Source organism: Hafnia alvei (assembly GCF_964063325.1).
In the GTDB taxonomy this organism is placed as follows: Bacteria; Pseudomonadota; Gammaproteobacteria; order Enterobacterales; family Enterobacteriaceae; genus Hafnia; species Hafnia alvei_B.
Map to the genome: position 1 here is coordinate 1,308,512 of NZ_OZ061315.1, position 24,992 is coordinate 1,333,503.

Sequence of the window (24,992 nt, forward strand, 5' to 3'; positions counted from 1 at the left end):
AAACTGTTTTAAGCAAGCAGAACGGAGAAGGGGTGACCTTTCTCCGTTTTTTTGTTTTTAGCGTCCGCTGATATACAGTGTCACTTAGCAGATCTGTCATCTTTTGACATAACCATGGAAAAAACGCCGTGATAATGGCAACAAACGGTTGTTTCCCGCCACAGGTTGTAAGATCATTACTGGTTATGAGTCGCGTTTTTAGGCATAGAGGAATAGAAAATGAGTGAGGCTGAAGCCCGCCCAAGTAACTTTATCCGTCAGATCATCGATGAAGATCTGGCCTCAGGTAAACATAATTCAGTTCATACCCGTTTTCCGCCGGAGCCAAACGGCTACCTGCATATTGGCCACGCCAAATCCATTTGCCTGAACTTTGGCATTGCCAAAGACTATCAAGGCCAGTGCAATCTGCGCTTTGATGACACCAACCCGGTGAAAGAAGACATTGAATACGTTGAGTCAATTAAACGCGACGTACAGTGGCTAGGTTTTGAGTGGAGCGGCGCGGTGCGTTACTCCTCTGATTACTTCGATCAGCTGCACCAGTACGCCGTTGAGCTGATTAGCAAGGGGCTGGCTTACGTTGATGAGCTTACTCCTGAGCAGATCCGTGAATATCGCGGGACCCTGACATCTCCGGGCAAAAATAGCCCGTATCGCGACCGTAGCGTCGAAGAGAATCTGGCACTGTTCGAAAAAATGCGTAACGGCGAATTTGCCGAAGGCTCTGCGTGCCTACGCGCCAAAATTGATATGGCGTCTCCGTTTATCGTGATGCGCGATCCGGTTCTGTACCGTATTAAATTTGCTGAACATCACCAGACCGGCAACAAATGGTGCATCTACCCGATGTACGATTTCACCCACTGCATTTCTGATGCGCTGGAAGGGATCACGCATTCACTGTGTACGCTGGAGTTCCAAGACAACCGCCGTCTATACGACTGGGTTTTGGATAACATCACCATTCCAACCCATCCGCGTCAGTACGAGTTCTCTCGTCTGAATCTCGAATATGCCATTATGTCTAAGCGTAAGCTGAACCAGCTGGTGACCGAGAAAATTGTGGAAGGCTGGGACGACCCACGTATGCCAACGATTTCTGGCCTGCGCCGTCGCGGATATACTGCAGCTTCTATCCGTGAATTCTGCCTGCGTATTGGTGTGACCAAGCAAGACAACAACGTTGAAATGGCTGCGTTGGAATCCTGCGTGCGTGATGACCTAAATGAAATCGCACCGCGTGCGATGGCGGTTCTGGATCCGGTCAAAGTGGTTATTGAAAACATGTCTGCGGATAGCGTAGAAATGCTGGCGATGCCAAACCATCCGAACAAGCCAGAAATGGGCAAACGCGAAGTGCCGTTTAGCAACGAGATCTATATCGATCGTGCCGATTTCCGCGAAGAAGCCAACAAACAATACAAGCGCTTAGTCTTGGGCAAAGAAGTTCGCCTGCGTAATGCCTATGTGATTAAAGCCGAGCGCGTTGAGAAAGACGCGGATGGTGAAATCACTACCATTTACTGCACCTATGATGCGGATACTTTGAGCAAAGATCCTGCTGATGGTCGCAAAGTGAAAGGCGTTATTCACTGGGTATCTGCAAACCACGCAGTGCCTGCTGAATTCCATCTGTACGATCGCTTGTTCAGCGTTGCAAACCCAGGAGCGGCGGAAGACTTCCTGTCTACCATCAACCCTGAGTCGTTGGTTATCCGCAAAGGTTTTGTTGAACCAAGCCTTGGTGTAGCGACTCCTGAAGTCACCTATCAGTTTGAACGTGAAGGTTATTTCTGCGCTGACTGCCGCTATTCCGCGCCAGACCATTTAGTGTTTAACCGCACTGTGGGTCTGCGCGATACGTGGGCAAAAGTGGGTGCATAACCCAAGATAGTCATCATTAAAAAGCCGCTTACGTTGTAAGTAGTACTGGTCATTTAAGCCTGATTTTAGGGGAAGTACACCGATGGGGTCGTAGCGGCGTAAGCCGCCGGAGCGCCCCGCGGTGTGCTAGCCCCGTGTATCTCGATTTCTTAAACGATCCGCATTACTTATGCCGTAAGTGGCTTTTTTTATCTGTCTTCAATCGTCCCCCTTTCTAATTTAAATCCTAATTGTAAATAGTTTAGTAACTCGATGTTATTTCTCGAGGTGTATAAACGCCCTCTGAATATTTGTTTAACGAATTAATTAATTGCCACAGATTTACCTCGGCATAAAAATGGTTATCCCTCCAGCGTCTGTTTTCTAAGCATTCTCACCTGAGCTTACAATGAAATTACAAATATAATGCTGTTTTTAAAGGGTATTTTAATATTCCCCCAGCAAAAGTGTGTCACATGTAACAAAACATTAAAATATGTGCACTCGGTCAAGAATTGACACAATTGTTTTACTTTTCATTTGATAATTCGCGTCGCGAAAAATAGTCTAAGACGGTAGATGAGCAATTGAGTTATTCACTCTACTACGAATTAATTTTTCCCCATTTTAGGGGTTTTGCGTCCTAGACCGGTGAACGTCAAGGGTCGCGTTTTTCAAAGTCAAAGAGGATCGATTTTATGGTTACGCATCGTTTGAAGCGCAACGCGCTAACGCTCGCCATAACTGGGGTGTTGTTGGGTAGTGGTTTTTATGCAATGCCAGAAGCTAAGGCTGAAGGCTTTGTTGATGATTCAACGCTGACAGGTGGTATTTACTACTGGCAACGTGAGCGTGACCGTAAAGATGTCACCACTGGAAACTACGAGACCAACCTTAATCATTCCACGTGGAACGCCAATCTAGATTTCTCATCCGGCTATGCAGCCGACATGTTTGGTATTGATGTTGCCGCATTTACCGCAATCGAAATGGCAGAGAACCATGATAGCGGACATCCAAACGAAATTGCCTTCTCCTCGAAAAACAAAGGCTACGACGAAGACTACTCGGGTGATAAGAGTGGCATAAGCCTGTACAAAGCTGCTGCGAAATTTAAGTACGGCCCAGTCTGGGCGCGTGCCGGCTACATTCAGCCAACAGGCCAAACTTTACTGGCGCCACACTGGAGCTTTATGCCTGGTACCTATCAAGGTGCTGAGGCCGGTGCAAACTTTGACTACGGTGATGCAGGAGCGCTGAGCTTCTCCTACATGTGGACCGACAAATATAAAGCGCCATGGCATACCGAAGTTGATGGTTTCTATCAAAACGACAAAAAAACCGGCGTTTCTTATCTGCACTCATTAGGCGCCAAGTATGATTTCAAAAATGATTTCATACTGGAAGCGGCCTTTGGTCAGGCTGAAGGTTATGTCGATCAATACTTTGCTAAAGGTTCCTACAAGTTTGATGTCGCGGGTAACCCGATGACAACCAGCTACCAATTCTATGGCACGCGCGACCGCGTACATGACGGCGGCGTGAACGATCTTTACGACGGTACCGCATGGTTACAAGCGCTGACTCTGGGCTACAAAGTGGGGCAGTTCGACTTCCGCTTGGAAGGTACTTACGTCAAAGCTGAAGGTAATCAAGGCTACTTCTTACAGCGTATGACTCCAACCTACGCATCTTCAAACGGACGTTTGGATATTTGGTGGGATAACCGTTCTGACTTTAACGCCAACGGCGAAAAAGCCATTTTCGGCGGCGTGATGTACGACCTGAGCAAGTGGGATATGCCGGGCTTCGCCATCGGTGGTTCTTATGTTTACGCATGGGATGCTAAACCAAGCACCGCTCCTCAGTACGATCAAAGCCAGCGCGTGAAAGAAAGCGCCTACAGTCTGGATGCGATGTACACCATTCAGGACGGCCGCGCGAAAGGTACGCTGTTCAAACTGCACTTCACTCAGTACGACAACCATTCAGACAACCCAAGCTGGGAGGGCGGTTACGGCAACATGTTCCAAGACGAACGTGATGTTAAGTTCATCGTTATCGCACCGTTCACCATTTTCTAAGCCAAAGACTCGGCGTGTTTTGCTAAACATGCCGAGTCACTTTGACGAGATCAAAAAATGAAAAAAATTCTATTGGTTGTCGCTGCCGTTGTTGGGTTAAGTGCCTGTGTACAGCAATCTACTGCACCTCAAGAAGATGCAAAATTAAAGCAAGCCTATAGCAACTGCATTAATACCGCTGAAGGCAATCCAGATAAAATCTCAGCCTGTCAGTCAGTGCTAGAAGTGTTGAAACAAAGTAAGCCGCATCAGGCCTTTGCCGAAAAGGAAAGCGTGCGCGTATTTGATTACCAAAATTGTATTCAGGCAGCTAAAACCGGAGCTGGAGATAACTACCAGCAGGCCTGTGGCAAAGTTTGGCAGGAAATTCGCAGCAACAATAACTGATTAAGGACGGGGCTTTAGGATGAGCAAATTTAAATTGAACACGTTGGCCGTTGCCGTTTCTGCACTGGGCATGCTCGGTTTTTCCGCAGCAGGTCAGGCAGATCAGCAAATCGTTGACCAACTGAGTCAGTTAAAAGTTAACGTGAAAGTCACCGACAACCGTGCGGCTGAGAACGGCGTAGATTGTGCCGCGCTGGGCGCTGACTGGGCATCGTGCAACCAATCCGTTATTACGCTAACCAGCGATAGCGATATTAAAGGCAACGATTGGGCGATCTATTTCCACAATCCACGTCAGGTTCTGGACGTGAAAAGCGATCAGTTCAAAATTACCTTTGTGACCGGTGATCTGCATAAGATTGAACCAACCGATAAGTTTAAAGGATTTACCGCCGGCCAATCGGTGGAAATTCCTCTGATTGGTGAATACTGGCAGTTGTTTGAAAGTGACATTATGCCGCGTTGGTACGTCACTTCTCAGGATGCTAAACCTAAGGTGATTGCCAGCACCGATACGGAAGATCTGCGCCAGTTTGTGACGCCGTTTGCGGGCGATCTGTGGAAGCGTACCAAAGACGATAAAAACGTTCTGATGGTGCCTGAAACTCGCTTCGACAAAAACGCTGATGTGAAAGAGCTGCCAGCGCAGAGTCTGCGTGGTCAAATTATGCCAACGCCGATGGAAGTGAGAATCCATCAGCAGGACGTTGACCTCAGCAAAGGCGTAGCGCTCGATCTTACCGTTCTGAACAGCGCCACGGCAGAAGCCGCGCAGCAGCGTTTCGCGCTGTTAGGTGTGAAAAGCGATGCCAAAGGCTATCCAATCAAAACGGCGATTGCGGTTAATCACTTCAAAGGCGATTTAGCGGTGCCGGGGGCTTACGAGCTGAAGATCGGGCCGAAGGGCGCAGAAGTTATTGGTTACGATCAGGCTGGCGTATTCTACGGCTTACAGTCCATTCTTTCGCTGGTGCCAAGCGATGGCAGCATGAAGATTGCAACCTTAGATGCGAAAGACGCGCCGCGTTTCCAATACCGTGGCATCTTCTTGGACATCGGGCGTAACTTCCATTCCAAAGAAGCGGTACACCGTCTGCTAGACCAGATGGCGGCGTACAAGATGAATAAATTCCACTTCCATCTGACCGATGATGAAGGCTGGCGCATTGAGATCCCCGGTCTGCCAGAGCTTATCGACGTGGGCTCAAAACGCTGCCACGATCTGAGCGAAAAAGAGTGCCTGCTGCCGCAGCTAGGTTCGGGGCCTGATGCTAACAACAATGGCACTGGCCATCTAACTCGCGCCGAATATATCGATATCGTTAAATATGCTCAGGCGCGTCAGATTGAAGTGATTCCTGAAATCGATATGCCTGCACATGCCCGTGCAGCCGTGGTTTCGATGGAAGCGCGTTATGACAAATTGAAAGCCGCCGGTGACGAAAAGGGGGCGAATGAATTCCGTTTAGTTGATCCAACGGATACGTCAAACACCACGTCTGTGCAGTTCTACGATCGTAAGAGCTATTTGAACCCATGCTTAGATTCCTCTAAGCGCTTTGTCGATAAAGTGATTGGCGAAGTGGCGCAGATGCACAAAGAAGCGGGGCAGCCGTTAACCACGTGGCACTTTGGCGGTGATGAAGCTAAAAACATCCGCTTAGGGCCGGGTTATCAGGATAAAAATGGCAAGATTGAGCCGGGTAAAGGCATTATCGATCAGAGCAAAGAAGATAAACCATGGGCGCAGTCTCAGGTTTGTCAGACCCTAATTAAGAGCGGCAAAGTGGAAGATATGGAACATCTGCCAAGCCACTTTGCGATTGAAGTCAGCCAGATCGTCAATAAGCACGGCATTGAAAAAATGCAGGCGTGGCAGGATGGCCTGAAGGATGCCAAAGATGCGAAGGCATTTGCCACCAAACGTGTAGGTGTTAACTTCTGGGATACGCTCTATTGGGGCGGTTTTGATACTGTCAACGACTGGGCGAACAAAGGCTACGAAGTGACGGTTTCTAACCCAGACTACGTCTACATGGACTTCCCGTATGAGGTGAATCCACAGGAAAATGGCTACTACTGGGGCACTCGCTTTAACGATGAGCGTAAAATCTTCAGCTTCGCGCCAGACAACATGCCACAGAATGCGGAAACTTCCGTAGACCGTGACGGCAACTTCTTTACCGCGAAAAGCGATAAGCCATGGCCGGGTGTTTATGGACTCTCAGCGCAGCTGTGGAGTGAAACCACGCGCACCGACGAAATGATGGAGTATAAAATCTATCCTCGCGTGATGACGGTAGCGGAACGCGGATGGCATCGCGCGGGCTGGGAGCAAGACTACAAAGCGGGCCGCGAATATAAAGGCGGAGAAACCAATCTGGTAGACAAAAAATCTCTGCTGAGTGATTGGCAGCGTTTTGCAAACCTGATGGGGCAGCGTGAGCTGGCGAAAATGGATAAAGCCGGTGTGGAATATCGCCTGCCGGTTCCTGGAGCAAAAGTTGTGGGCGGGAAACTGGAAGCCAACATTGCGCTACCAGGTCTGGGGATTGAATACTCGGTAGACGGTGGCAAGCAGTGGCAGCGTTATGATGCTAAAGCCCAGCCGACCGTTTCTGGCGACGTTCAAATTCGGTCAGTGAGTCCTGACGGCAAACGCTATAGCCGCGTAGAGCCGGTAAAGGTTTGATATCGAGGTCGGTAAGCGAGGTATTGTCTGTTCCTGTGGGGCGGGCAATACCGCAATAAAGTATTAGCGCAGTGATTTTTAATACCGTTTCATCATCATCATTATTGTTGTCATGGTTTTTGCCGAAGCCATATGAGTGACTGAGTTATTTAGCCCCCAGCCTGAGGGGCTTTTTTTGTCTATTATTTGGTGAGAAAACGAATATTGCGGATTTCAGGAAATAAAAAAAGCGACCCTCAGGTCGCCTCATTACACTCGCGTATTCTTACTCTCTGCCATCGTGCAGACTTTCGTCTTCGCGGCAATCACCCGCAGCGCAGTGACCATAAAGATACAGGCTGTGGTTGGTCAGCTGGATACCGTATTTTTTAGCAATTTCGTGCTGACGTTTTTCAATGGAGTCATCACTAAACTCAATCACTTTACCGCAGTCTAAGCAGATCAGATGATCGTGGTGATGCTGCTGAGTCAGCTCAAATACGGATTTTCCGCCTTCAAAATTGTGACGAGTTACAATTCCAGCGTCGTCGAACTGGTTCAGTACACGGTAAACGGTGGCTAAGCCGATTTCTTCACCCATATCGATCAGCTTCTTATACAGATCTTCTGCGCTGACGTGGTGGCAAGTTGGATCTTGCAGAACTTCCAGAATCTTAAGACGCGGAAGCGTGACTTTAAGTCCAGCCTTCTTTAAAGCAGTGTTGTTATCTGTCATTCGGATTCTGTCCCGTTACTTAGTTCGAAGACGTTTAGGATAGTCTGCATTTGCTGCCAGCGTTGCCTGAATTGTCACCGAACTGAAAATATAATTGAGATTCATTATAAAGCTGATGGCGGTAAATGGAAACCGCAGTGTGTTAACAACTTGGACGGAAGTACAGGGTGGAAATAAAACGTAACACACTGACAAATATGTAACTCTGCTGGTGGCGGGTGCTAGAGCGGGAAAAATGAGTTACATAGATGTTGCAAATTGCTTTTGCCAATCGTTGAAATACCCGCTGGCTTATGCAGTCAGCGGGCACAATTTCATATTAGCCAGCCAGTTCAGCCAAGCTCATCTCTTCGGAGATTTGTTTCACCCACGCATCAACACGCGTTGCGGTGAGTTCAGGCTGGCGATCTTCGTCAATAGCCAAACCGACGAAGGTTTTGTCATCAACCAGCGCTTTAGACGCTTCAAAATGGTAACCCGCCGTTGGCCAGTGGCCGACGATGGTCGCGCCGCGTGGCTCGATCAAGTCACGGATGGTGCCCATTGCGTCGCAGAAGTACTCTGCATAGTCTTCTTGGTCGCCGCAGCCGAACAGAGCAACCAGTTTACCGTTGAAGTCGATCTCTTCCAGAGAAGGGAAGAAATCATCCCAGTCACACTGAGCTTCGCCGTAATACCACGTTGGGATGCCAAGCAGAAGAATATCGAATGCCTCGATGTCTTCTTTGCTGCTTTTGGCAATGTCATGAACTTCAGCAACGTCTTTTCCGAGTTGCTTTTGGATCATCTTAGCGATGTTTTCCGTGTTGCCCGTGTCGCTGCCAAAGAAAATGCCTACGATTGCCATGTCGCGTTTATACCTTTTATATCAAATAATTAAACTAGAATCTTTAGAAAGACCAGTACGTACTTTACGCACTATAGCACTTTAAACCGTATCGATTTGTCGTCATTGTGTGCTGGTGGCGTTAAGATTTTAAAATCTGATTGAGCAAAATTTGTTCAATCAATTCACTGCGGCTAATGTTTTGTTCTTGAGCCAAACGATTCAGCATTTCAACCGCTTCTTCGTTAATTTTTAGCTCGACGCGACGCAGCCCTTTCACTTTATCGCGGCGCAGTTGGTTGCGTTTGTTAATTCTTAGCTGTTCATCCCGAGATAACGGGTTGGTTTTCGGGCGACCCGGACGACGTTCATCTGCGAACAGATCCAGAGTCGTGCGGTCCGTTTGTTCTTTGGCCATATCAGGTAGCGGTACTACAAGGAGAATTTTGAATCTGCGTAACGAATCAGATCATGATTAACATACTAGGGCCATTCACCCTTTACCGGCACTATCCTTGAACAGCAAAACTGCCTGCCAGAATAATAGCGCGCCATAATACCCCAGCGCCCCCAGCCGCGACAATCCTTAATCTTACTTACCTCACTGATGAACGGTGATTTTTTCTACAGTGTGGTTATGCTGAGGGGGAGAAGACAACAAAAGTAAGCCGTTTAGCTTATTCATCGCTATCCAGAAAACGGTGCAGCGTGCGTAGTACCAATTCGGGCTTTTCCGCATGCAGCCAGTGGCCAGTACCGGCAATCACGTGGGCTTTGGCATGAGGAAACTGACGTGCGATGGCGGCGCGATGAATATCTTGTATATAAGGCGATGAGCCGCCTTTGATAAACATTGCGGGGCCTTGGTAAGGCGTCACGTCTTGCCAGCCCACGATATTTTCGTATTGATCCCACAGCACGGGCACATTAAATAGCCACTCGCCGTCCTGAAAAGACTTCAGCAAAAACTGTATCACGCCTTCTTCTTGGATATAGCCGCGCATGATTTCAGCGGCCTCTTGGCGGCGCGTCACCTGCGCAGCCGTTACCGCATTAATAGCAGTAAAAATCGTATCGTGACGACGAACTTGATAATCAACGGGTGCAATATCCAGCAAGGCAAGGCGACGAATACGGTCGGGGGCAAGTGCGGCCAGCGTCATGGCGGCTTTTCCGCCCATTGAATGCCCAATGACATCCAACTGAGGCAAAGAAAGATCGTCAATCAGCGCCAGTAAATCTTCGGCCATCGCGGCATAATCCATGCGCTCTGAGCGAGGTGAGTGTCCATGATTGCGCATATCCACCTGAATGACACGTCGATCGCTGCGCAAGTCTCGTCCTAATATACCTAGATTATCCAAGCTGCCGAATAACCCGTGGATCAGTAATGCCGGTGGAAACTGGGCTTGCTGGGTTGGAATATGTTCGCGGTAGTTGAGTTTCATATCGTTAAGTCTATTCGTGGTGTCTATTCGCGGAATCCATGTGCTAAACATGCGGCAACGGAGTGCGAAGAATCTTATGTTGTAACAAATAGGTTACCACGACTAAGCATGATTGTTAGTCACCGAGTGTTATCCAGCAAAATTTAAGGGTATTCTTTCCATAAGTTTGGGAAAAAACTCACTGAATTGATCAGAGCATCGGGTTTACGCTATCCGCATGAGGCGTTTGACTTTATAATCCTGCTGATTAAGTCGTAAACCTGTATTGGATAATGATGAAAACTATTGAAGTCGACGAGGAGCTGTACCGCTACATTGCAAGCCACACGCAAAGTATCGGTGAGAGTGCTTCTGACATATTGCGCCGCCTGCTGAAAGTCTCCGAACATAAAGCGACTGCTGCTCCGGCAGTAACACCGACCGTTATCGCAGCGCCAGTGGCTGCTCCGGTAACTGCCCGTCCGGTAGACCGCGTTCGTACCATGCGTGAATTGCTGCTGTCTGATGAATATGCAGAGCAGAACAAAGCGGTAAATCGCTTTATGCTGGTACTTTCAACGCTTTACTCTATTGATAATCAGGGATTTGCCGCTGCGACGGAATCCTTGCATGGTCGCACGCGTGTCTATTTCGCCGGCGACCAGCAAACGCTGTTGCAAAACGGCACGCATACCAAGCCTAAACACGTCGCGGGCACGCCTTACTGGGTGATCACCAATACCAACACCGATCGCAAGCGCAGCATGATTGAACACATCATGCAGGCGATGCAGTTCCCCGCTGAACTGATTGAAAAGGTCTGTGGGACCATCTAATTCAAGAACTGCCTAATCGCAAGCCTTAGCAACGCGATTAGGCACTCAACCATACAAGCGTAATAGCGTAGGGAGTAGTGACCATGGCAAATCACCCCCGTGCCGGGCAGCCTGCCCAGCAGAGCGATTTGATCAACGTGGCTCAACTGGTTTCTCAATACTATGTATTGACGCCGGAAGTGGGTAACACGTCGCATGCGGTAAAATTCGGGACCTCAGGTCACCGTGGCAGCGCCCAGCGCCATAGCTTTAACGAAGCGCACATTTTAGCTATTGCCCAAGCAATTGTTGAAGTGCGTAAAGCCAATGGCATCGAAGGCCCCTGTATCGTGGGTAAAGATACGCATGGGTTGTCTGAACCTGCGTTTATCAGCGTGCTAGAAGTTCTGACGGCAAACGGCGTGGACGTCGTGGTACAGCAGGATAATGGTTTCACCCCAACGCCTGCGGTTTCTCACGCTATTCTGACTCACAACAACAATAAGAATGCGGCATTGGCCGACGGTATCGTCATCACGCCTTCGCACAATCCGCCTGAAGATGGCGGTATCAAATACAATCCGCCAAATGGTGGACCGGCAGATACCGATCTTACCAAGGTGATTGAACAGCGCGCCAACGAACTGTTAAGCCTTAACTTGCAGGGTGTGAAGCGTCAAACGCTCGATGCAGCTTGGAAAAGCGGCTTGGTGCACGCTAAAGATCTGGTACAGCCTTATATTGAAGGTTTGGTTGATATCGTTGATATGCCAGCCATTCAGCGCTCAGGCCTGCATTTAGGCGTCGATCCATTGGGCGGTTCCGGCATTGAGTATTGGCAGCGCATTGGTGAACATTACAAACTTGATCTGACCTTGGTGAACGATCACGTTGATCCATCATTCCGCTTCATGCACTTAGACCACGATGGCGTGATCCGTATGGATTGCTCATCGGAAAGCGCAATGGCGGGATTGCTGGCGCTGCGAGATCAGTTTGATTTAGCGTTCGCTAACGACCCAGACTACGATCGCCACGGTATCGTCACGCCTTCAGGCCTGATGAATCCGAATCACTACTTAGCCGTAGCTATTAATTATCTGTTCCAGCATCGCCCACAGTGGGGCGCTGATGTTGCCGTAGGTAAAACGCTGGTATCCAGCGCCATGATTGACCGCGTCGTCAATGACTTAGGTCGCAAACTGGTGGAAGTTCCTGTCGGCTTTAAGTGGTTTGTTGATGGCCTGTTTGACGGCAGCTTTGGTTTTGGTGGCGAAGAGAGCGCAGGCGCTTCCTTCCTGCGCTTTAACGGTACGCCGTGGTCAACAGACAAAGACGGCATCATTATGTGCCTGCTTGCCGCTGAGATCACTGCCGTTACCGGTGAAAACCCACAGCAGCATTACAATAAGCTGGCGGAACGTTTTGGTGCGCCAAGTTATAACCGTATTCAGGCACCGGCTACGCATGCGCAGAAAGATGCGCTGTCTAAGCTCTCTCCTGAGATGGTTAAAGCTGACAAACTGGCGGGCGATCCAATTACCGCTCGTTTGACCAAGGCTCCGGGCAACAACGCCTCTATCGGCGGGCTGAAAGTGATGACCGACAACGGCTGGTTTGCCGCTCGTCCATCTGGCACAGAAGAAGCCTACAAAATTTACTGCGAAAGTTTCTTAGGCGCTGAACATCGCCTGCGAATCGAGAAAGAAGCGGTGGATATTGTGAGCGCCGTGCTCGCCAGCGCCAAATAAGCGAGTTCTTCAGAAATTCTAAAAGCGCCTTTAACGGCGCTTTTTTTATGCCGCAAAAAGTGAAGCTCAACCTGCTCGAATATGATAAAAGTTATCATTATCAAAAAATATTCGAAGAGGGAATACCATGTCTGGATATCGCTACCGCATCACCGTAGAGCCGATTGCCGATCGTAAAGGCGATCCGATTGATAAAGCGCCAATCAGCTTTGAAGTTGAAAATCATGATGAGATTTTATCTATCGTCGAAAGGCTGGGGGCAAGGGACGATTTGCCATTCACCGGTGATAAATCGAAGGCCTTTGCCGTTGGTTTAAAACTGTTTTCAGAATCACTGCTGGAGAACCGTAAACATCCGCTGTTTGACGATCTGCGTGATTCATTCCGCGCTTTTATGATGACTTTAAAAGGTATCAAGCGCGGTGAGAGTGCCGAAGAAGCAAAAGAAGAACAAAAAGAAGGTTAAAAATTACAGCATAAACCGGTAACCAACGCCGGTTTCAGTCAGTAAGTGCTTGGGGCGTGCTGGTTCAGCCTCGAGTTTTTGCCGTAAATGCCCCATATAGATCCGCAGATAATGGCTGTGCTCAACGTAGTTTGGCCCCCAAACCGTACTAAGCAGCTGGCGCTGTGTGAGCACTTTTCCTGCATTGGCGATAAGTTCGGTTAGCAAACGAAACTCCAACGGTGTGAGATGCAAATCCTCACCGGCTCGAGTGACTCGGCGGTTAATCAAATCCACCTCAACGTCTGAGAATTGAATTAGCGGGCTTTCCTGATTTTGCTGAGCATGGCGGCGCAAAGAGACGCGCACGCGGGCCAATAATTCCGCTACGCCAAAGGGTTTACTTAGATAATCATCGGCTCCGGCATCTAGCGCCAGCACCTTGTCTGACTCCTCGCTGCGCGCAGAAAGCACAATCACCGGAATTGAACTCCACTGGCGCAAATCGCGGATAAAATCTAGGCCATCGCCATCCGGTAAGCCTAAGTCGAGAATAATCAGATCTGGTTTTCGCGTTCCCGCCTCGATCAGACCACGCTGCAATGTATCGGCGTCGAAAACCCGCCAGCCCTCATTCTCAAGCGCAGAACGGACAAAGCGGCGGATCTCTTTTTCATCTTCAACGATGAGCACATTTATCGGGGTTTGATTCACGTTATCTCTCTGTTTCGCCGCTCTCTGTTTTTCAAGAACTTGGATGATCAAGTTCATCCTCAATATCAGGCGGTGCTTCTAGCGGTAGGGTAAAGTGGAAACAGGCCCCGCCTTGAGCAATATTTTCTGCCCATATTTTACCACCGTGTACTTCTATAATGGCACGACAAATGGCTAAGCCCAAACCGACCCCAGGAATCGCTGACTCTTTATCGCCGCGGGTAAACTTATTGAATATCAGCAGTAGCTGTTCGGCGGGAATACCGTTGCCGCGATCTTCAATTTCTACTTCTAACCAATCTTCTGAGGCTTTTGCCCGAATCGCCAACGGTGATTCCAGTCCGGCATATTTGCCCGCGTTTTCTAACAGATTTTGTATCACGCGCTCAATCAAGCTGCCGTCGCAGTTCACTAAGGGGAGATCTGCCGGTAAATCAATCGTCAGCGGATGCGAATTCAGCATCGGTTCTAACGTATTAATTGCACTGCCGACGATTTCCTCCAGCGATTGCCACTCTTTACGCAGGTTAAATCCGCCGGACTGAATACGTGCCATATCCAGTAAATTATTGACCAGCCGCGTGGTGTTGAGGATCTGCTGGCGGATTTGATTGGCCTGTTGGGCATGCGGCGATTTTTCAGCGGCCAGATCGAGCGTTAAAATTTCAGCCTGACCAAACAACACGGTGAGCGGGGTACGCAGATCGTGCGAAAGTGCGGCTAACAACGAGTTTCTGAGCTGTTCGCGCTCGGTGTCCATACGTGCGCTCGCCGCCGTTTGGGCCAGATGTAAACGCTCAAGCGCGCTAGCAATCATCACCGCATAAGTTTGTAACAGACGCTGCTGTTCAGGCACCATCAATTGGCGCATGTTCATGGGTTCGATAGCTAAAACGCCAAAGGTCTGCTGTGAGGTGCTCAGGGGCAGTAGTTGATAAGGAACACCGGGTAGCGTATCGGTACCTGCCCCTGCGGGTTGCTGCTTATCGAAGCACCAATGTGCAATAGCAAAATCAACGCCCGACACACCTTCCTGTGGCGGTGTCACCTGAACCAACGGCGTATCATCGCTGGGAATTAATACTGATGTCCGTGCGTTGAAACTGCTGTTAAGAAAATAGCTGCCGCTGCGAGCGATATCTTCATTGGTAATTGCATTACTCAGGGCTTTGGACAGTTCATACATATGGCGCGCGCGCTGCTCGCGATAACGCGCCACTCGCGCCTGATAGCGCACACCTGCGGTCAGATTACCAATCACGATCCCGACGGTTAGCATCACACCAAAGGTCACGAGATATTGAACGTCGGTAACGGCGAACGACCACTGAGGTTGGATGAAAAAAAGATCGAAACTGGCAACGCTAACCACGGCGGAAAGTACGGAAGGCCAGCGGCCATAAAACAGCGCCACGATCACGACCCCCAGCAGATAGACCATCACGATATTAGCCTGATCGAAGTTGGGGAAAATCATTCTTGCCAGTAGCGTAATCAGCGCACATAGGGCAATGGCAACCAGACACCCGCGAATTTGCATCCGCCACTTTTCGCTGAAAGAGCGACTATCGGACTCTTTGCTGGCGGTGCGAGGTTTGTCTTCAACGGCGACGATAATTAAATCGAGATCCGGCCCGAGTTTAGCCAGCCTGTCAGCAAAACTTTCATGCCACCACCAACGCCGCTCTTTCTTATTGCGCCTGCCAATAATAATTTTGCCGAGATTATGCTCACGGGCGTAGCGCAGAATGGCTTTTTCTTCATTGGGATCGGATAGCGTGGTGGTTTCTGCGCCTAATTCTTGTGCCAGCTTAACGCTGCGTAAAATCGCCCGCCGCTGATTTTCCGGTAATCGATGCAGGCGCGGTGTTTCCACATAAACTGCGTGCCAGATGCAGCCAAGACGAGCCGCCAGCCTAGACGCTGTGCGGATAAGTTTGTCGTTATCGACGTTGTGGCCAATACACAGCAAAATGGCATCACGGGTATGCCAAACGCGTTCTTTATCTTGGCTATTACGAAACTCGCGCATTTGCTCATCAACGCGGTCTGCGGTACGACGCAGCGCCAATTCGCGTAAGGCAATCAAATTTCCTTTACGGAAAAAGTGCTCGATGGCGCGTTCTGCCTGCCCAGGAATATAGACTTTCCCTTCGTTTAGGCGCTGGCGTAAATCGTCCGGTGGTAAGTCCACCAGCACGATTTCGCTGGCATCATCGAAGATGCGGTCAGGCACGGTTTCGCGCACGCGAATTCCGGTTACGGAACCAACCACGTCGTTAAGACTTTCAAGGTGCTGAACGTTAACGGTAGTAAGCACGTCAATGCCCGCATCCAGCAGTTCCTCGACGTCTTGCCAGCGTTTAGGATGACGCGAACCGGCGGCGTTGCTGTGCGCCAGCTCATCCATCAGGATTAGCGCAGGGTGGCGAGCCAGCGCCTGATCGAGAGCAAACTCTCGCACTTGACGACCGCGATGATGAATTCGCTTGAGGGGTAAGATATCCAGCCCCTCAAGCTGTGCAGCGGTCTCCGCACGGCCATGGGTTTCCACTACGCCGACCAGCACGTCTAAACCTTGGGCACGAAGGCGCTGCGCTTCTTGCAGCATCGCGTAGGTTTTTCCAACGCCAGCGCAGGCGCCGAAAAAGACTTTTAGTTTTCCGCGTGGCTTTTCGCAAACCTGAGCCAGCAAGGTATCTGGATCGGGGCGGCGCAGCTCTTCATCGTCTAGCATGTCGTTCTCTTTATGATCGCGCTGGTGGCGTTATAAATGCGTGTTAGATGCATTGTGGGGCAATAATGCATCCAGTGCCATGTTCAGTTCTAATACGTTAACCACCGGCTGACCAATAAACTGTGGCAGGCTATATTGGGTGTTAGAGGCAATCAGTTTTTCAACGCTGGCCTGTGGCACATTGCGCACTTTAGCGATGCGTGCAGCCTGATAATAGGCCGCTTGCGGCGAGATATGAGGATCTAAACCACTGGCTGAGCTGGTCATTAGATCGACCGGAATAGCCATCGGCGCCGAAGGATCTGCTTGGCGTAATAGCGCAGCGCGCTCTTGCAAATTTTTATCCAACTGTGGGTTAGACGCTGCCAAATTGCTGCCGCCGGAAGCCTGTGGATTATAGGCCGCGTCAGCGGTCGCGGATGGACGATCCCAAAAGTATTTTGGTTGAGTAAAGTTTTGGCCAATCAAACGTGAACCCACGATGACGCCGTCATGTTCAATCAACGATCCTTCGGCCTGAGAGTGAAACATCACCTGCGCTAACCCCGTGGTTAGCAACGGGTAGGCAATACCGGTGATGGCGGTCAAAATCAGCATCATCATCATAGAGGGGCGTAGTAGCGACATTATCTAATCCTTTTCCCCTTCATACTTGAAGCGGTATCTGCGTTGGCTGCGCTCATTCACCCGAATCACTTACTAGAGTAAGCTCATCGGGATGAACTCGCTTGCCGCCTTGATACCACTCCAATTATTTTGGGGATGTTAAAGTATTACTGCTCTTTTGAGCGGTTCTATATGGGCTAAGCCAAGCCACAAACGGTCAGTAACATATCGATCAATTTGATGCCGACAAACGGCACCAACAGCCCGCCTGCACCATAGAGCCATAAATTTCGGCGCAACAGTGCGCTGGCGCTTAGCGGTTTATAGCTCACGCCTTTCAGCGCCAGCGGGATCAAGAACACAATGATCAACGCGTTGAAAATGACCGCTGACATAATGGCCGACGCCGGCGACGTTAGGTGCATGACGTTGAGCGCATTCAGCTGAGGATAAGTGGCTGCAAAGGCTGCTGGAATAATGGCGAAATATTTCGCCACGTCATTGGCGATACTGAAGGTAGTCAGTGAACCACGCGTCATCAGCATCTGTTTGCCGATGTGCACCACTTCAATCAGCTTAGTTGGGTTAGAGTCTAAATCAACCATGTTGCCCGCTTCTTTAGCGGCCTGTGTGCCTGAGTTCATGGCGACCGCAACGTCGGCTTGGGCCAGCGCTGGCGCATCGTTGGTACCGTCGCCGGTCATGGCCACTAAGCGACCTTCAGCTTGATACTGACGGATCAGCGCCAATTTGGCTTCGGGCGTAGCTTCCGCCAGAAAATCATCCACGCCAGCTTCGGCAGCGATAGCCGCAGCGGTTAAGCGGTTATCACCGGTAATCATGACCGTTTTGATACCCATGCGGCGTAGCTCAGAGAATCGCTCTTTGATGCCGCCTTTGACGATATCTTTCAGCGCCACCACGCCAAGAATCCGGCCATCTTCTGCCACCACCAGCGGTGTGCCGCCGGTACGCGCAACGCTTTCCACGCGTTCATCAACCGCACGTGGGAAGTGGCCTTGGTTAGATTCAACGTGGCGGCGTATTGCGTCCACTGAACCTTTGCGGATCATTCTTCCCTGTACGTTAACGCCGCTCATGCGGGTTTGGGCCGAGAAGGGCACAAAGGTTGCGCCTAGGCTCGCTAAATCACGTTCGCGCAGGTTAAAACGCTGCTTTGCCAGCACCACAATGCTGCGGCCTTCTGGCGTTTCATCGGCTAGCGAAGCGAGCTGTGCCGCGCTGGCGAGCTCTTCCTCACTCACGCCGGGGACAGGCAAGAATTCGGTCGCCTGACGATTGCCCAGCGTGATAGTGCCCGTTTTGTCCAATAGCAACACATCGACGTCACCGGCGGCTTCCACGGCGCGCCCGCTGGTGGCAATGACGTTTGCGCCTAGCATGCGGCTCATCCCAGCCACGCCAATGGCTGACAGTAAGCCACCAATGGTGGTTGGGATTAAACAGACCAGCAGGGCGACTAGCACGGTAATCGTCACCGGAACCCCAACGTGGCCGGCCTGCGCGCTAAACAGCGAGAAGGGGTAAAGCGTTGCCGTAGCCAGTAAAAACACCAGCGTTAAGGCAATAAGCAAAATGGTTAGCGCGATTTCGTTAGGGGTTTTACGCCGCTTCGCGCCCTCAACCATCGCAATCATGCGGTCGAGAAAGGTTTCTCCAGGATTAACGGTGCATTGGATCACCAGCCAATCTGACAGAATACGCGTGCCACCGGTAACGGAAGAAAAGTCACCGCCCGATTCGCGAATGACCGGTGCTGATTCGCCGGTAATCGCGCTTTCGTCAACCGAGGCGCCACCTTCTAACACTTCACCGTCACAGGGAATGGTGTCACCGGCTTCAACCAGCACAACATCGCCTTTGCGCAGAGAATCAGCAGATACTTTTTCTTGCTGCGAATCATGTTGCGGTGAGGCCAGTTTTTTAGCCCAGCTAGTTTTTTTCACCCCTTTCAGGCTTTCGGCCTGCGCTTTGCTGCGCCCTTCGGCCAGAGCTTCGGCAAAGTTAGCAAACAGAACCGTGAACCAAAGCCAAACAGCCACGCTTCCAGTAAATGCGGCGCTGCCGTCACTTTGCCCGCTGAGTATGGAGATCCAGATTATGGTGGTGAGAATGCTGCCCAAATACACCACGAACATCACCGGATTGCGCCACTGCACGCGAGGATCGAGTTTTTTAACAGCATCTTTGATAGCGGTACGGACCAGTTTTGGTTCGAACAACGCGCGTTGTTTACGAGTCATTATTTTATCTCTCAACGTGTTAACCAAACTTGCAGGTGTTCAGCTACCGGCCCCAGCGCCAGCGCTGGAATAAACGTTAATGCGCCGACCAATAAAATGGTGCCAACCAGCAATCCAATGAACAGCGCTCCTTGAGTAGGTAGCGTTCCGTTCCCGGCTGGCTGACGTTTTTTCGCGACTAAAGAACCCGCAATCGCCATCACCGGAATGATGACGCCAAAGCGACCAACGAACATGGCAATCGCCAACAGAACGTTATAGAACGGCGTATTCACACTCAGACCGGCGAAAGCGCTGCCGTTGTTGTTAGCCGCTGAAGAAAGGGCATAAAGCACCTCACTAAATCCATGAGCGCCCGGATTAAGAATGCCGGCGCGGCCTGCGTCGGTCATTAGCGCCACGGCGGAGCCAATCAGCACCAGCGCGGGGGTAACCAAAATGGCCACCGCCGTCATTTTCATATCGAAAACTTCGATTTTTTTACCGAGATATTCAGGAGTACGGCCAATCATCAGGCCAGCAATAAATACTGTTAGCAGCACGAAGAGCAACATGCCGTAGAGGCCAGAGCCCACGCCGCCAAAGACAACTTCACCGATCTGCATCAGCCACATGGGCACCATGCCGCCAAGCGCGGTGAAGGAGTCATGCATCGCATTTACCGCACCGCAGGATGCAGCGGTAGTGACAACCGAATACATCGCCGTTGCCAGAATGCCAAAGCGAGTTTCCTTCCCTTCCATGTTGAAATTGCTGGCTGCACCGAAGTCGGATAAATGCGGATTTCCCTGTAGCTCGGCGTACATCACCACGATAACCGCCACGACAAAAATTAGGCTCATGGCCCACAGTAGCGTATGGCCTTGGCGGCTTTCTCCCACGGCTTGCCCAAAGGCAAAGCAGAGCGCTGCTGGGATCAAGAAGATCGCCAACATTTGCACCATATTGCTCAGTGCCGTAGGGTTTTCGAATGGATGTGCCGAGTTAGCGCCAAAGAAACCGCCGCCGTTGGTACCGAGTAATTTAATCGCTTCCTGCGAAGCCACCGGCCCCATTGGCAGCAGCTGAGTGCCGCCTTCCAGCGTATGCACCGTGATATAACCATGCAGGTTTTGTAGAACGCCTTGGCTGACGAAGAACAATGCCAGAATGAGCGACAGCGGCAGCAGAACGTAAAGCGTTACGCGGAACAGATCGACCCACGCATTTCCTAGCGTGTTTGCTGAGTGGCGAGCAAATCCACGGATCAACGCAAAGACCACGGCAATTCCCGTCGCAGCAGAAAGGAAGTTTTGTACGCTCAACCCAACCATTTGGCTGAAATAGCTTAAGGTGTTTTCGCCGCTGTATGCCTGCCAGTTAGTGTTGGTCACGAAGCTGACCGCGGTATTAAGCGCGAGGTGCCAAGACATCCCTGGCATTTGCTGTGGGTTCAGCAGCAATATGCCTTGTGCCATGAGTAGACCGAAGAGCAGTAAAATGCCCAGCAGGTTAAAGGCGATAATGGCGAGCAAATATTGTAACCAACTCATTTCCTGCGGTTGGATCCCACAGCAACGCCAAAAACCATTTTCCACGCCGCGCAGGGCAACGAAGGGTTCACCATCAATCAGGCGTGCCAATACTCTTCCCAAAGGCAATGCCAAGGCAAAAAGCACCAGCAGAAATACCGCGATCATCAGAAACGCAGAAGCAGCCATCAGAATTCCTCCGCGTTAAATAATGCATAAATTAGATAAGCCAGCAGCAAGACAACCAAGACTGCACAGGCAATCACCCCGATATTCATACAACCTCTCCAAAGGCATTTTTGATACTGCCTAGCCTAGGTAACTTAGGGAATAAATAGCGTAAAAAGGCAGGGCGTGGGTGTAAAAAAAGTATAAAAATGGCGGAAAAACAGTCGATATCTGAGTGTTTTGCAAGCGAGATGTCGTTAAATGAAAAAGTGTGGAATACGTTTCGCAAATCTAATCGCAGCAGCTGGCGTCGCTTTTCTTCTGTAATTAGGGTGATGCCAATTCGTGGAGTGATGGGGAAAGAAGGGATGCTGGCGGTTTATCAGATAAATACATTTTTATATACGGTGTTGCAGCAGGCGCAGGTTGCTCTGCAACAACAGGATATCCAGCGTTTTGTGTGTGACGCTGCGGAAGCGTCTCGGCATGACGGGGCCGCTGAACGTCCGACAGCGACGCTATTACTGTCGGCACTACCTTTCAATCGACAATTGAAAAGGTTACAGGCTAGCGCAAAGGAGCAGGCTTTTTTTGTATGGAAAATGCTGTGTCTGCCTTTGAAGCAATTTCCAAGTTCAGGACGGCTGGTTTTAAATCAGCAAACGGATGAACCTGAATTAAATCGGCGATTGAAAAATCTCGCGGCAGAGCTAGGCCCCGTAGAGTTGCGGATCCTCAGGGGCTATCCATGTCTTGTGCTGTATTTATTTAATGGTCGCGAAGTGTGTTTGCTGCGCTTGCTTGATGCATCATTGTTTAATGAAGCCTTCTTGAATGGCTATTTTTCATAGTGGAATTTTTAGTGTGAAACTTTTGTCACGCATAGTGAAATAAAAATGTTAAATAAAAGTATCAATAAAATAACTAATGTTAAGTTTTTATTTAACCATAAGGTAACAAAATTACATAAAGTCACAATGAAGGCGAAAAAAACGGCAAATATAGTGGTCGGATGAGTGGTAAACTTTCAGCAGATGGGGTAATATTTTGTTCAGATTACAGGCAAACTTAAATATGAAACATTTTAATTTATAACGTCCGCTGCTTTAGTGATCCCTTTAGGGAAACAGCTACGTTTTAAGGAGGACTCAATGTACCAACAGTATTCATTATCTCGCATTCTCCTGCGTCGTTGTGGCGTTGTTATTGCCGGTGTTTTGGCACTGCCAGTGATGTTATTCCGCAGCGATCGCGCACGTTTCTATAGCTATTTGCACCGTGTGTGGGCTAAAACTAGCGATAAGCCGGTTTGGTTGGCGCAGTCGGAGCAGGTTGCTGCTGATTTTTATTAATCGCCGCTAGCGAAACAGTAAACGTGAAGAAACCACCTCAATGCAGGTGGTTTTTTGCTATCTGGAACCATTAAACGGAATTTTCTTCATCTGGTTTATCTTCGATTGTCCATATCCCTATCTTTCGTTGGTGTAATTCCTTCTCTTCTGCACCTACACTGAAAGTGCACAACCCATAAATATCAATAAATAGAGGTGCGCGATGTCAGATAAAATACCCGTTGGTGTGAGCGCCTGTTTACTGGGCGAAAATGTTCGTTTTGATGGCGGCCACAAACGGTTACCGTTTGCGGTGGATGAGTTGTCTGCTTTTGTTCGCTTCGAAGCCGTGTGCCCTGAAATGGCGATTGGTTTACCGTCTCCGCGTCCAACCCTTCGTTTGATCAAACAGGGCGATGATGTTGCTTTGGTTAACAGCCGCGACGGGGAAGGCGATGTGACGCAAAAAATGCGTGAGTTTTCCAAACAGAAAGTGGCGAGTCTTGAACATCTATGTGGCTATCTTGTCTGCGCCAAATCTCCCAGCTGCGGCATGGAAAGAGTGAAGGTGTATACCGAGCATGACGCGCGTAAAAGCGGGGTCGGGATTTTCACCCAGCAGCTGATGGCGCATATGCCTTGGCTGCCGGTAGAAGAGGACGGCAGATTATATGACCCCGAACTACGAGAGAATTTTGTTGAGCGCATTTACGCACTACACGAGTTTAACCAGCTTTGGAAAAACGGTTTAACCCGTGGCGCTCTGGTGGCTTTTCACAGCCGCTATAAGCTCTCTCTGCTGGCTCATTCACAGCCGGAATATCGCGAACTTGGGCGTTTTGTTGCGGCGATGGAGCAGTGGGAATCCTTAGATGAATACGCGTACGAATATCGAAATCGCTTTATGGCTTTGCTCAAGCATAAGGCCTCGCGGCGTAATCATACCAACGTGTTACAGCACGTTCAGGGCTATTTCCGTCGCCAGCTCACTAGCAGCCAGAGACAAGAGTTGGCCGATCTGATCCTGCGTTATCGGCAGGGAACCCAACCATTATTGGCGCCCATCACGCTGTTACGTCATTACCTCAAGGAATACCCAGACAGCTATTTAGCCGGGCAGCGCTATTTCGACCCTTATCCTGAAGTACTGCGTTTGCGGTATGGTCACTAAGCATTGACAAGGAAGCGTAATGACTGCCACACATTTAGTTTGGTTTCGTAATGATCTACGGATAACGGATAACCGCGCGCTGCATGCCGCCTGTCAGGATATTCACGCTAAGGTGATCGCGATTTATATCGCGACGCCTGAGCAGTGGCGGCGGCATGATATGGCACCGCGTCAGGCGGCATTTATCCAGCAAAATTTACATTGTTTAGATGCTTCACTAGCAGAAAAAAACATCACGCTTTTCTCTCATCAATGCGCAGACTTTGCCCAGAGCATTGAGTGGCTCAGTGATTTTTGCCAGAAAAACGGCGTCACCGACCTATTTTATAACCGCCAATATGAACTGAACGAGCGACACCGCGACGATCGAGCCGGTGAGTTACTGCAGGGAAAGTGCACGCTGCACGCCTTTGATGACAGTTTGCTTCTGCCACCCGGCAGCGTGGTGACCGGTAGCGGCGAAATGTATAAGGTGTTTACCCCGTTCCGTAAGTCTTTCCTACAGCGGTTAACTCATTCAGATACACGCTGTTTGCCAGCACCAAAACCGAGAGCGGGCAACGCTGAACGGTTGCCGATAGTGTCTTTTGATTATCCCTTCGAGCAACCCGACCCGTCACTATTCCCAGCGGGAGAGGACGCTGCGTTACAGCGTTTGCGAAGTTTCTGCCGCGAACGCGTGCAGGATTATCAACAGCAGCGTGATATCCCCGCCATTAATGGCACGAGTTGCCTGTCGCCTTATCTGGCCATCGGCGTGCTGTCGCCGCGTCAGTGTTTTAACCGGCTTTTAGCGGAGTGTTCGCAGGCGTTGGAAGACGATCAAAGCGGCGCCTTTGTTTGGTTGAATGAACTGGTTTGGCGCGAGTTTTATCGCCACCTGCTGGTGGCTTATCCCAAGCTGTGTCGGCATAAGCCGTTTATTGCGTGGACTGACAATGTGCGCTGGAGCGGTGACACCGATCATTTAGCCGCGTGGAAAGCAGGGAAAACCGGTTTTCCGATTGTGGATGCCGCGATGCGGCAATTAAACCAAACCGGGTGGATGCATAATCGACTGCGCATGATTGTCGCCAGCTTTTTAGTTAAAGATCTGTTGATAAACTGGCGAGCGGGAGAGTGCTATTTTATGTCTCAACTGCTGGACGGAGATTTGGCGGCAAATAACGGTGGTTGGCAGTGGGCGGCATCTTCGGGAACCGATGCGGCGCCCTATTTTCGTATTTTTAACCCGACCACACAGGGCGAGCGTTTTGACAAAAAGGGCGATTTTATTCGTCGTTGGCTGCCGGAGCTTGCGGATGTACCAGACAGTGATATTCATCACCCGCATCAATGGGCGATTAAACAAGGTCGCGTGTTAGACTACCCTGAACCTCTGGTGGATCATGCCGTTGCACGTAAGCAAACCCTTCAAGCTTTTGAAGAGGCTAAGCGAGGCGCGGGCTGATATTTCCAGCCGCTTTTACTGCAAGGAGCACG

General features: G+C 50.0%; 21 protein-coding genes. 11 read left to right on the forward strand and 10 right to left on the reverse strand.

Features of this window, described 5'->3' with window-relative positions:
* Window positions 1-219 precede the first annotated feature (219 nt).
* The 4 genes from glnS (at window position 220) to AB3Y96_RS06235 (ending at window position 7,029) form a co-directional block, all read left to right on the forward strand.
* Window positions 220-1,887 (forward strand): glutamine--tRNA ligase, encoded by a 1,668-nt coding sequence (gene glnS / locus AB3Y96_RS06220; RefSeq protein WP_367298744.1) that lies wholly within the window; start codon window positions 220-222, stop codon window positions 1,885-1,887.
* Between the two features lie 677 nt (window positions 1,888-2,564).
* Complete coding sequence (locus tag AB3Y96_RS06225) at window positions 2,565-3,950, forward strand: chitoporin ChiP (RefSeq protein WP_367298745.1); 1,386 nt, start codon at window positions 2,565-2,567, stop codon at window positions 3,948-3,950.
* A 57-nt stretch (window positions 3,951-4,007) separates the two neighbouring features.
* A complete protein-coding gene (chiQ, locus tag AB3Y96_RS06230) occupies window positions 4,008-4,337 on the forward strand; it encodes a ChiQ/YbfN family lipoprotein (RefSeq protein ID WP_072308403.1) in 330 nt (109 codons plus the stop codon).
* A 19-nt stretch (window positions 4,338-4,356) separates the two neighbouring features.
* Window positions 4,357-7,029, forward strand: a complete 2,673-nt coding sequence (locus tag AB3Y96_RS06235) for a beta-N-acetylhexosaminidase (RefSeq protein WP_367298746.1) — start codon at window positions 4,357-4,359, stop codon at window positions 7,027-7,029.
* A gap of 265 nt (window positions 7,030-7,294) precedes the next feature.
* Here the strand turns inward: AB3Y96_RS06235 and fur are convergent, their stop codons facing one another.
* From fur to ybfF, 4 genes are all read right to left on the reverse strand, one after another.
* On the reverse strand, window positions 7,295-7,744 hold the full coding sequence (fur, locus tag AB3Y96_RS06240; protein WP_072308405.1) for a ferric iron uptake transcriptional regulator: 450 nt from the start codon (window positions 7,742-7,744) through the stop codon (window positions 7,295-7,297).
* 319 nt (window positions 7,745-8,063) lie between these two features.
* Window positions 8,064-8,591 carry a flavodoxin FldA gene (fldA, locus tag AB3Y96_RS06245; RefSeq protein ID WP_025800679.1) on the reverse strand — a complete coding sequence of 176 codons (528 nt, stop codon included), beginning with the start codon at window positions 8,589-8,591 and terminating at the stop codon, window positions 8,064-8,066.
* A gap of 121 nt (window positions 8,592-8,712) precedes the next feature.
* Window positions 8,713-8,988 carry a LexA regulated protein gene (gene ybfE / locus AB3Y96_RS06250; RefSeq protein WP_025800680.1) on the reverse strand — a complete coding sequence of 92 codons (276 nt, stop codon included), beginning with the start codon at window positions 8,986-8,988 and terminating at the stop codon, window positions 8,713-8,715.
* Between the two features lie 259 nt (window positions 8,989-9,247).
* Window positions 9,248-10,018, reverse strand: coding sequence for an esterase (ybfF, locus tag AB3Y96_RS06255; RefSeq protein WP_367298747.1), 771 nt, complete (start codon window positions 10,016-10,018; stop codon window positions 9,248-9,250).
* 275 nt (window positions 10,019-10,293) lie between these two features.
* Between ybfF and seqA the strand changes: the two genes are divergently transcribed.
* From seqA to AB3Y96_RS06270, 3 genes are all read left to right on the forward strand, one after another.
* Window positions 10,294-10,833: a replication initiation negative regulator SeqA gene (seqA, locus tag AB3Y96_RS06260; protein ID WP_367300280.1), complete on the forward strand. Its 540-nt coding sequence runs from the start codon at window positions 10,294-10,296 to the stop codon at window positions 10,831-10,833.
* Window positions 10,834-10,916: 83 nt separating this feature from the next.
* Window positions 10,917-12,563, forward strand: coding sequence for a phosphoglucomutase (alpha-D-glucose-1,6-bisphosphate-dependent) (pgm, locus tag AB3Y96_RS06265; RefSeq protein WP_367298748.1), 1,647 nt, complete (start codon window positions 10,917-10,919; stop codon window positions 12,561-12,563).
* Between the two features lie 127 nt (window positions 12,564-12,690).
* Complete coding sequence (locus AB3Y96_RS06270) at window positions 12,691-13,029, forward strand: DUF3861 domain-containing protein (protein WP_367298749.1); 339 nt, start codon at window positions 12,691-12,693, stop codon at window positions 13,027-13,029.
* Between the two features lie 3 nt (window positions 13,030-13,032).
* Here the strand turns inward: AB3Y96_RS06270 and kdpE are convergent, their stop codons facing one another.
* The 6 genes from kdpE to kdpF all read right to left on the reverse strand — a co-directional run bounded on the left by kdpE (window position 13,033) and on the right by kdpF (window position 21,118).
* Complete coding sequence (gene kdpE / locus AB3Y96_RS06275; RefSeq protein WP_072308436.1) at window positions 13,033-13,722, reverse strand: two-component system response regulator KdpE; 690 nt, start codon at window positions 13,720-13,722, stop codon at window positions 13,033-13,035.
* 31 nt (window positions 13,723-13,753) lie between these two features.
* Window positions 13,754-16,459, reverse strand: coding sequence for a two-component system sensor histidine kinase KdpD (gene kdpD / locus AB3Y96_RS06280; protein ID WP_072308410.1), 2,706 nt, complete (start codon window positions 16,457-16,459; stop codon window positions 13,754-13,756).
* 30 nt (window positions 16,460-16,489) lie between these two features.
* Entirely contained in the window at window positions 16,490-17,086 is a 597-nt protein-coding gene (gene kdpC / locus AB3Y96_RS06285) for a potassium-transporting ATPase subunit KdpC (RefSeq protein WP_367298750.1), read from the reverse strand.
* Between the two features lie 176 nt (window positions 17,087-17,262).
* The gene (gene kdpB, locus AB3Y96_RS06290; RefSeq protein ID WP_367298751.1) at window positions 17,263-19,329 is read right to left on the reverse strand and encodes a potassium-transporting ATPase subunit KdpB; all 2,067 of its coding nucleotides are present in this window, start codon (window positions 19,327-19,329) and stop codon (window positions 17,263-17,265) included.
* 11 nt (window positions 19,330-19,340) lie between these two features.
* On the reverse strand, window positions 19,341-21,029 hold the full coding sequence (gene kdpA / locus AB3Y96_RS06295) for a potassium-transporting ATPase subunit KdpA (RefSeq protein WP_367298752.1): 1,689 nt from the start codon (window positions 21,027-21,029) through the stop codon (window positions 19,341-19,343).
* Window positions 21,029-21,118 carry a K(+)-transporting ATPase subunit F gene (gene kdpF / locus AB3Y96_RS06300; protein ID WP_038502049.1) on the reverse strand — a complete coding sequence of 30 codons (90 nt, stop codon included), beginning with the start codon at window positions 21,116-21,118 and terminating at the stop codon, window positions 21,029-21,031. The genes kdpA and kdpF overlap by 1 nt, the downstream gene beginning before the upstream one ends.
* 99 nt (window positions 21,119-21,217) lie before the next feature.
* On the opposite strand from kdpF, the gene AB3Y96_RS06305 reads away from it, so the two are divergent.
* From AB3Y96_RS06305 to phrB, 4 genes are all read left to right on the forward strand, one after another.
* Complete coding sequence (locus AB3Y96_RS06305) at window positions 21,218-21,859, forward strand: hypothetical protein (protein WP_367298753.1); 642 nt, start codon at window positions 21,218-21,220, stop codon at window positions 21,857-21,859.
* A 300-nt stretch (window positions 21,860-22,159) separates the two neighbouring features.
* Window positions 22,160-22,360, forward strand: coding sequence for a YbfA family protein (locus tag AB3Y96_RS06310; RefSeq protein WP_072308414.1), 201 nt, complete (start codon window positions 22,160-22,162; stop codon window positions 22,358-22,360).
* 202 nt (window positions 22,361-22,562) lie between these two features.
* On the forward strand, window positions 22,563-23,510 hold the full coding sequence (locus AB3Y96_RS06315) for a 2-thiouracil desulfurase family protein (protein WP_072308415.1): 948 nt from the start codon (window positions 22,563-22,565) through the stop codon (window positions 23,508-23,510).
* A gap of 19 nt (window positions 23,511-23,529) precedes the next feature.
* Complete coding sequence (phrB, locus tag AB3Y96_RS06320) at window positions 23,530-24,960, forward strand: deoxyribodipyrimidine photo-lyase (RefSeq protein WP_367298754.1); 1,431 nt, start codon at window positions 23,530-23,532, stop codon at window positions 24,958-24,960.
* Window positions 24,961-24,992: the final 32 nt, after the last annotated feature.

Excerpts from the sequence above, each read along its gene's own strand:
- glnS (WP_367298744.1), top strand. The coding sequence starts at position 220 with ATGAGTGAGGCTGAAGCCCGCCCAAGTAACTTTATCCGTCAGATCATC.
- AB3Y96_RS06225 (WP_367298745.1), top strand. The coding sequence starts at position 2,565 with ATGGTTACGCATCGTTTGAAGCGCAACGCGCTAACGCTCGCCATAACT.
- chiQ (WP_072308403.1), top strand. The coding sequence starts at position 4,008 with ATGAAAAAAATTCTATTGGTTGTCGCTGCCGTTGTTGGGTTAAGTGCC.
- AB3Y96_RS06235 (WP_367298746.1), top strand. The coding sequence starts at position 4,357 with ATGAGCAAATTTAAATTGAACACGTTGGCCGTTGCCGTTTCTGCACTG.
- fur (WP_072308405.1), bottom strand. The coding sequence starts at position 7,744 with ATGACAGATAACAACACTGCTTTAAAGAAGGCTGGACTTAAAGTCACG.
- fldA (WP_025800679.1), bottom strand. The coding sequence starts at position 8,591 with ATGGCAATCGTAGGCATTTTCTTTGGCAGCGACACGGGCAACACGGAA.
- ybfE (WP_025800680.1), bottom strand. The coding sequence starts at position 8,988 with ATGGCCAAAGAACAAACGGACCGCACGACTCTGGATCTGTTCGCAGAT.
- ybfF (WP_367298747.1), bottom strand. The coding sequence starts at position 10,018 with ATGAAACTCAACTACCGCGAACATATTCCAACCCAGCAAGCCCAGTTT.
- seqA (WP_367300280.1), top strand. The coding sequence starts at position 10,294 with ATGAAAACTATTGAAGTCGACGAGGAGCTGTACCGCTACATTGCAAGC.
- pgm (WP_367298748.1), top strand. The coding sequence starts at position 10,917 with ATGGCAAATCACCCCCGTGCCGGGCAGCCTGCCCAGCAGAGCGATTTG.
- AB3Y96_RS06270 (WP_367298749.1), top strand. The coding sequence starts at position 12,691 with ATGTCTGGATATCGCTACCGCATCACCGTAGAGCCGATTGCCGATCGT.
- kdpD (WP_072308410.1), bottom strand. The coding sequence starts at position 16,459 with ATGCTAGACGATGAAGAGCTGCGCCGCCCCGATCCAGATACCTTGCTG.
- kdpC (WP_367298750.1), bottom strand. The coding sequence starts at position 17,086 with ATGTCGCTACTACGCCCCTCTATGATGATGATGCTGATTTTGACCGCC.
- kdpB (WP_367298751.1), bottom strand. The coding sequence starts at position 19,329 with ATGACTCGTAAACAACGCGCGTTGTTCGAACCAAAACTGGTCCGTACC.
- kdpA (WP_367298752.1), bottom strand. The coding sequence starts at position 21,029 with ATGGCTGCTTCTGCGTTTCTGATGATCGCGGTATTTCTGCTGGTGCTT.
- kdpF (WP_038502049.1), bottom strand. The coding sequence starts at position 21,118 with ATGAATATCGGGGTGATTGCCTGTGCAGTCTTGGTTGTCTTGCTGCTG.
- AB3Y96_RS06305 (WP_367298753.1), top strand. The coding sequence starts at position 21,218 with ATGGCGGAAAAACAGTCGATATCTGAGTGTTTTGCAAGCGAGATGTCG.
- AB3Y96_RS06310 (WP_072308414.1), top strand. The coding sequence starts at position 22,160 with ATGTACCAACAGTATTCATTATCTCGCATTCTCCTGCGTCGTTGTGGC.
- AB3Y96_RS06315 (WP_072308415.1), top strand. The coding sequence starts at position 22,563 with ATGTCAGATAAAATACCCGTTGGTGTGAGCGCCTGTTTACTGGGCGAA.
- phrB (WP_367298754.1), top strand. The coding sequence starts at position 23,530 with ATGACTGCCACACATTTAGTTTGGTTTCGTAATGATCTACGGATAACG.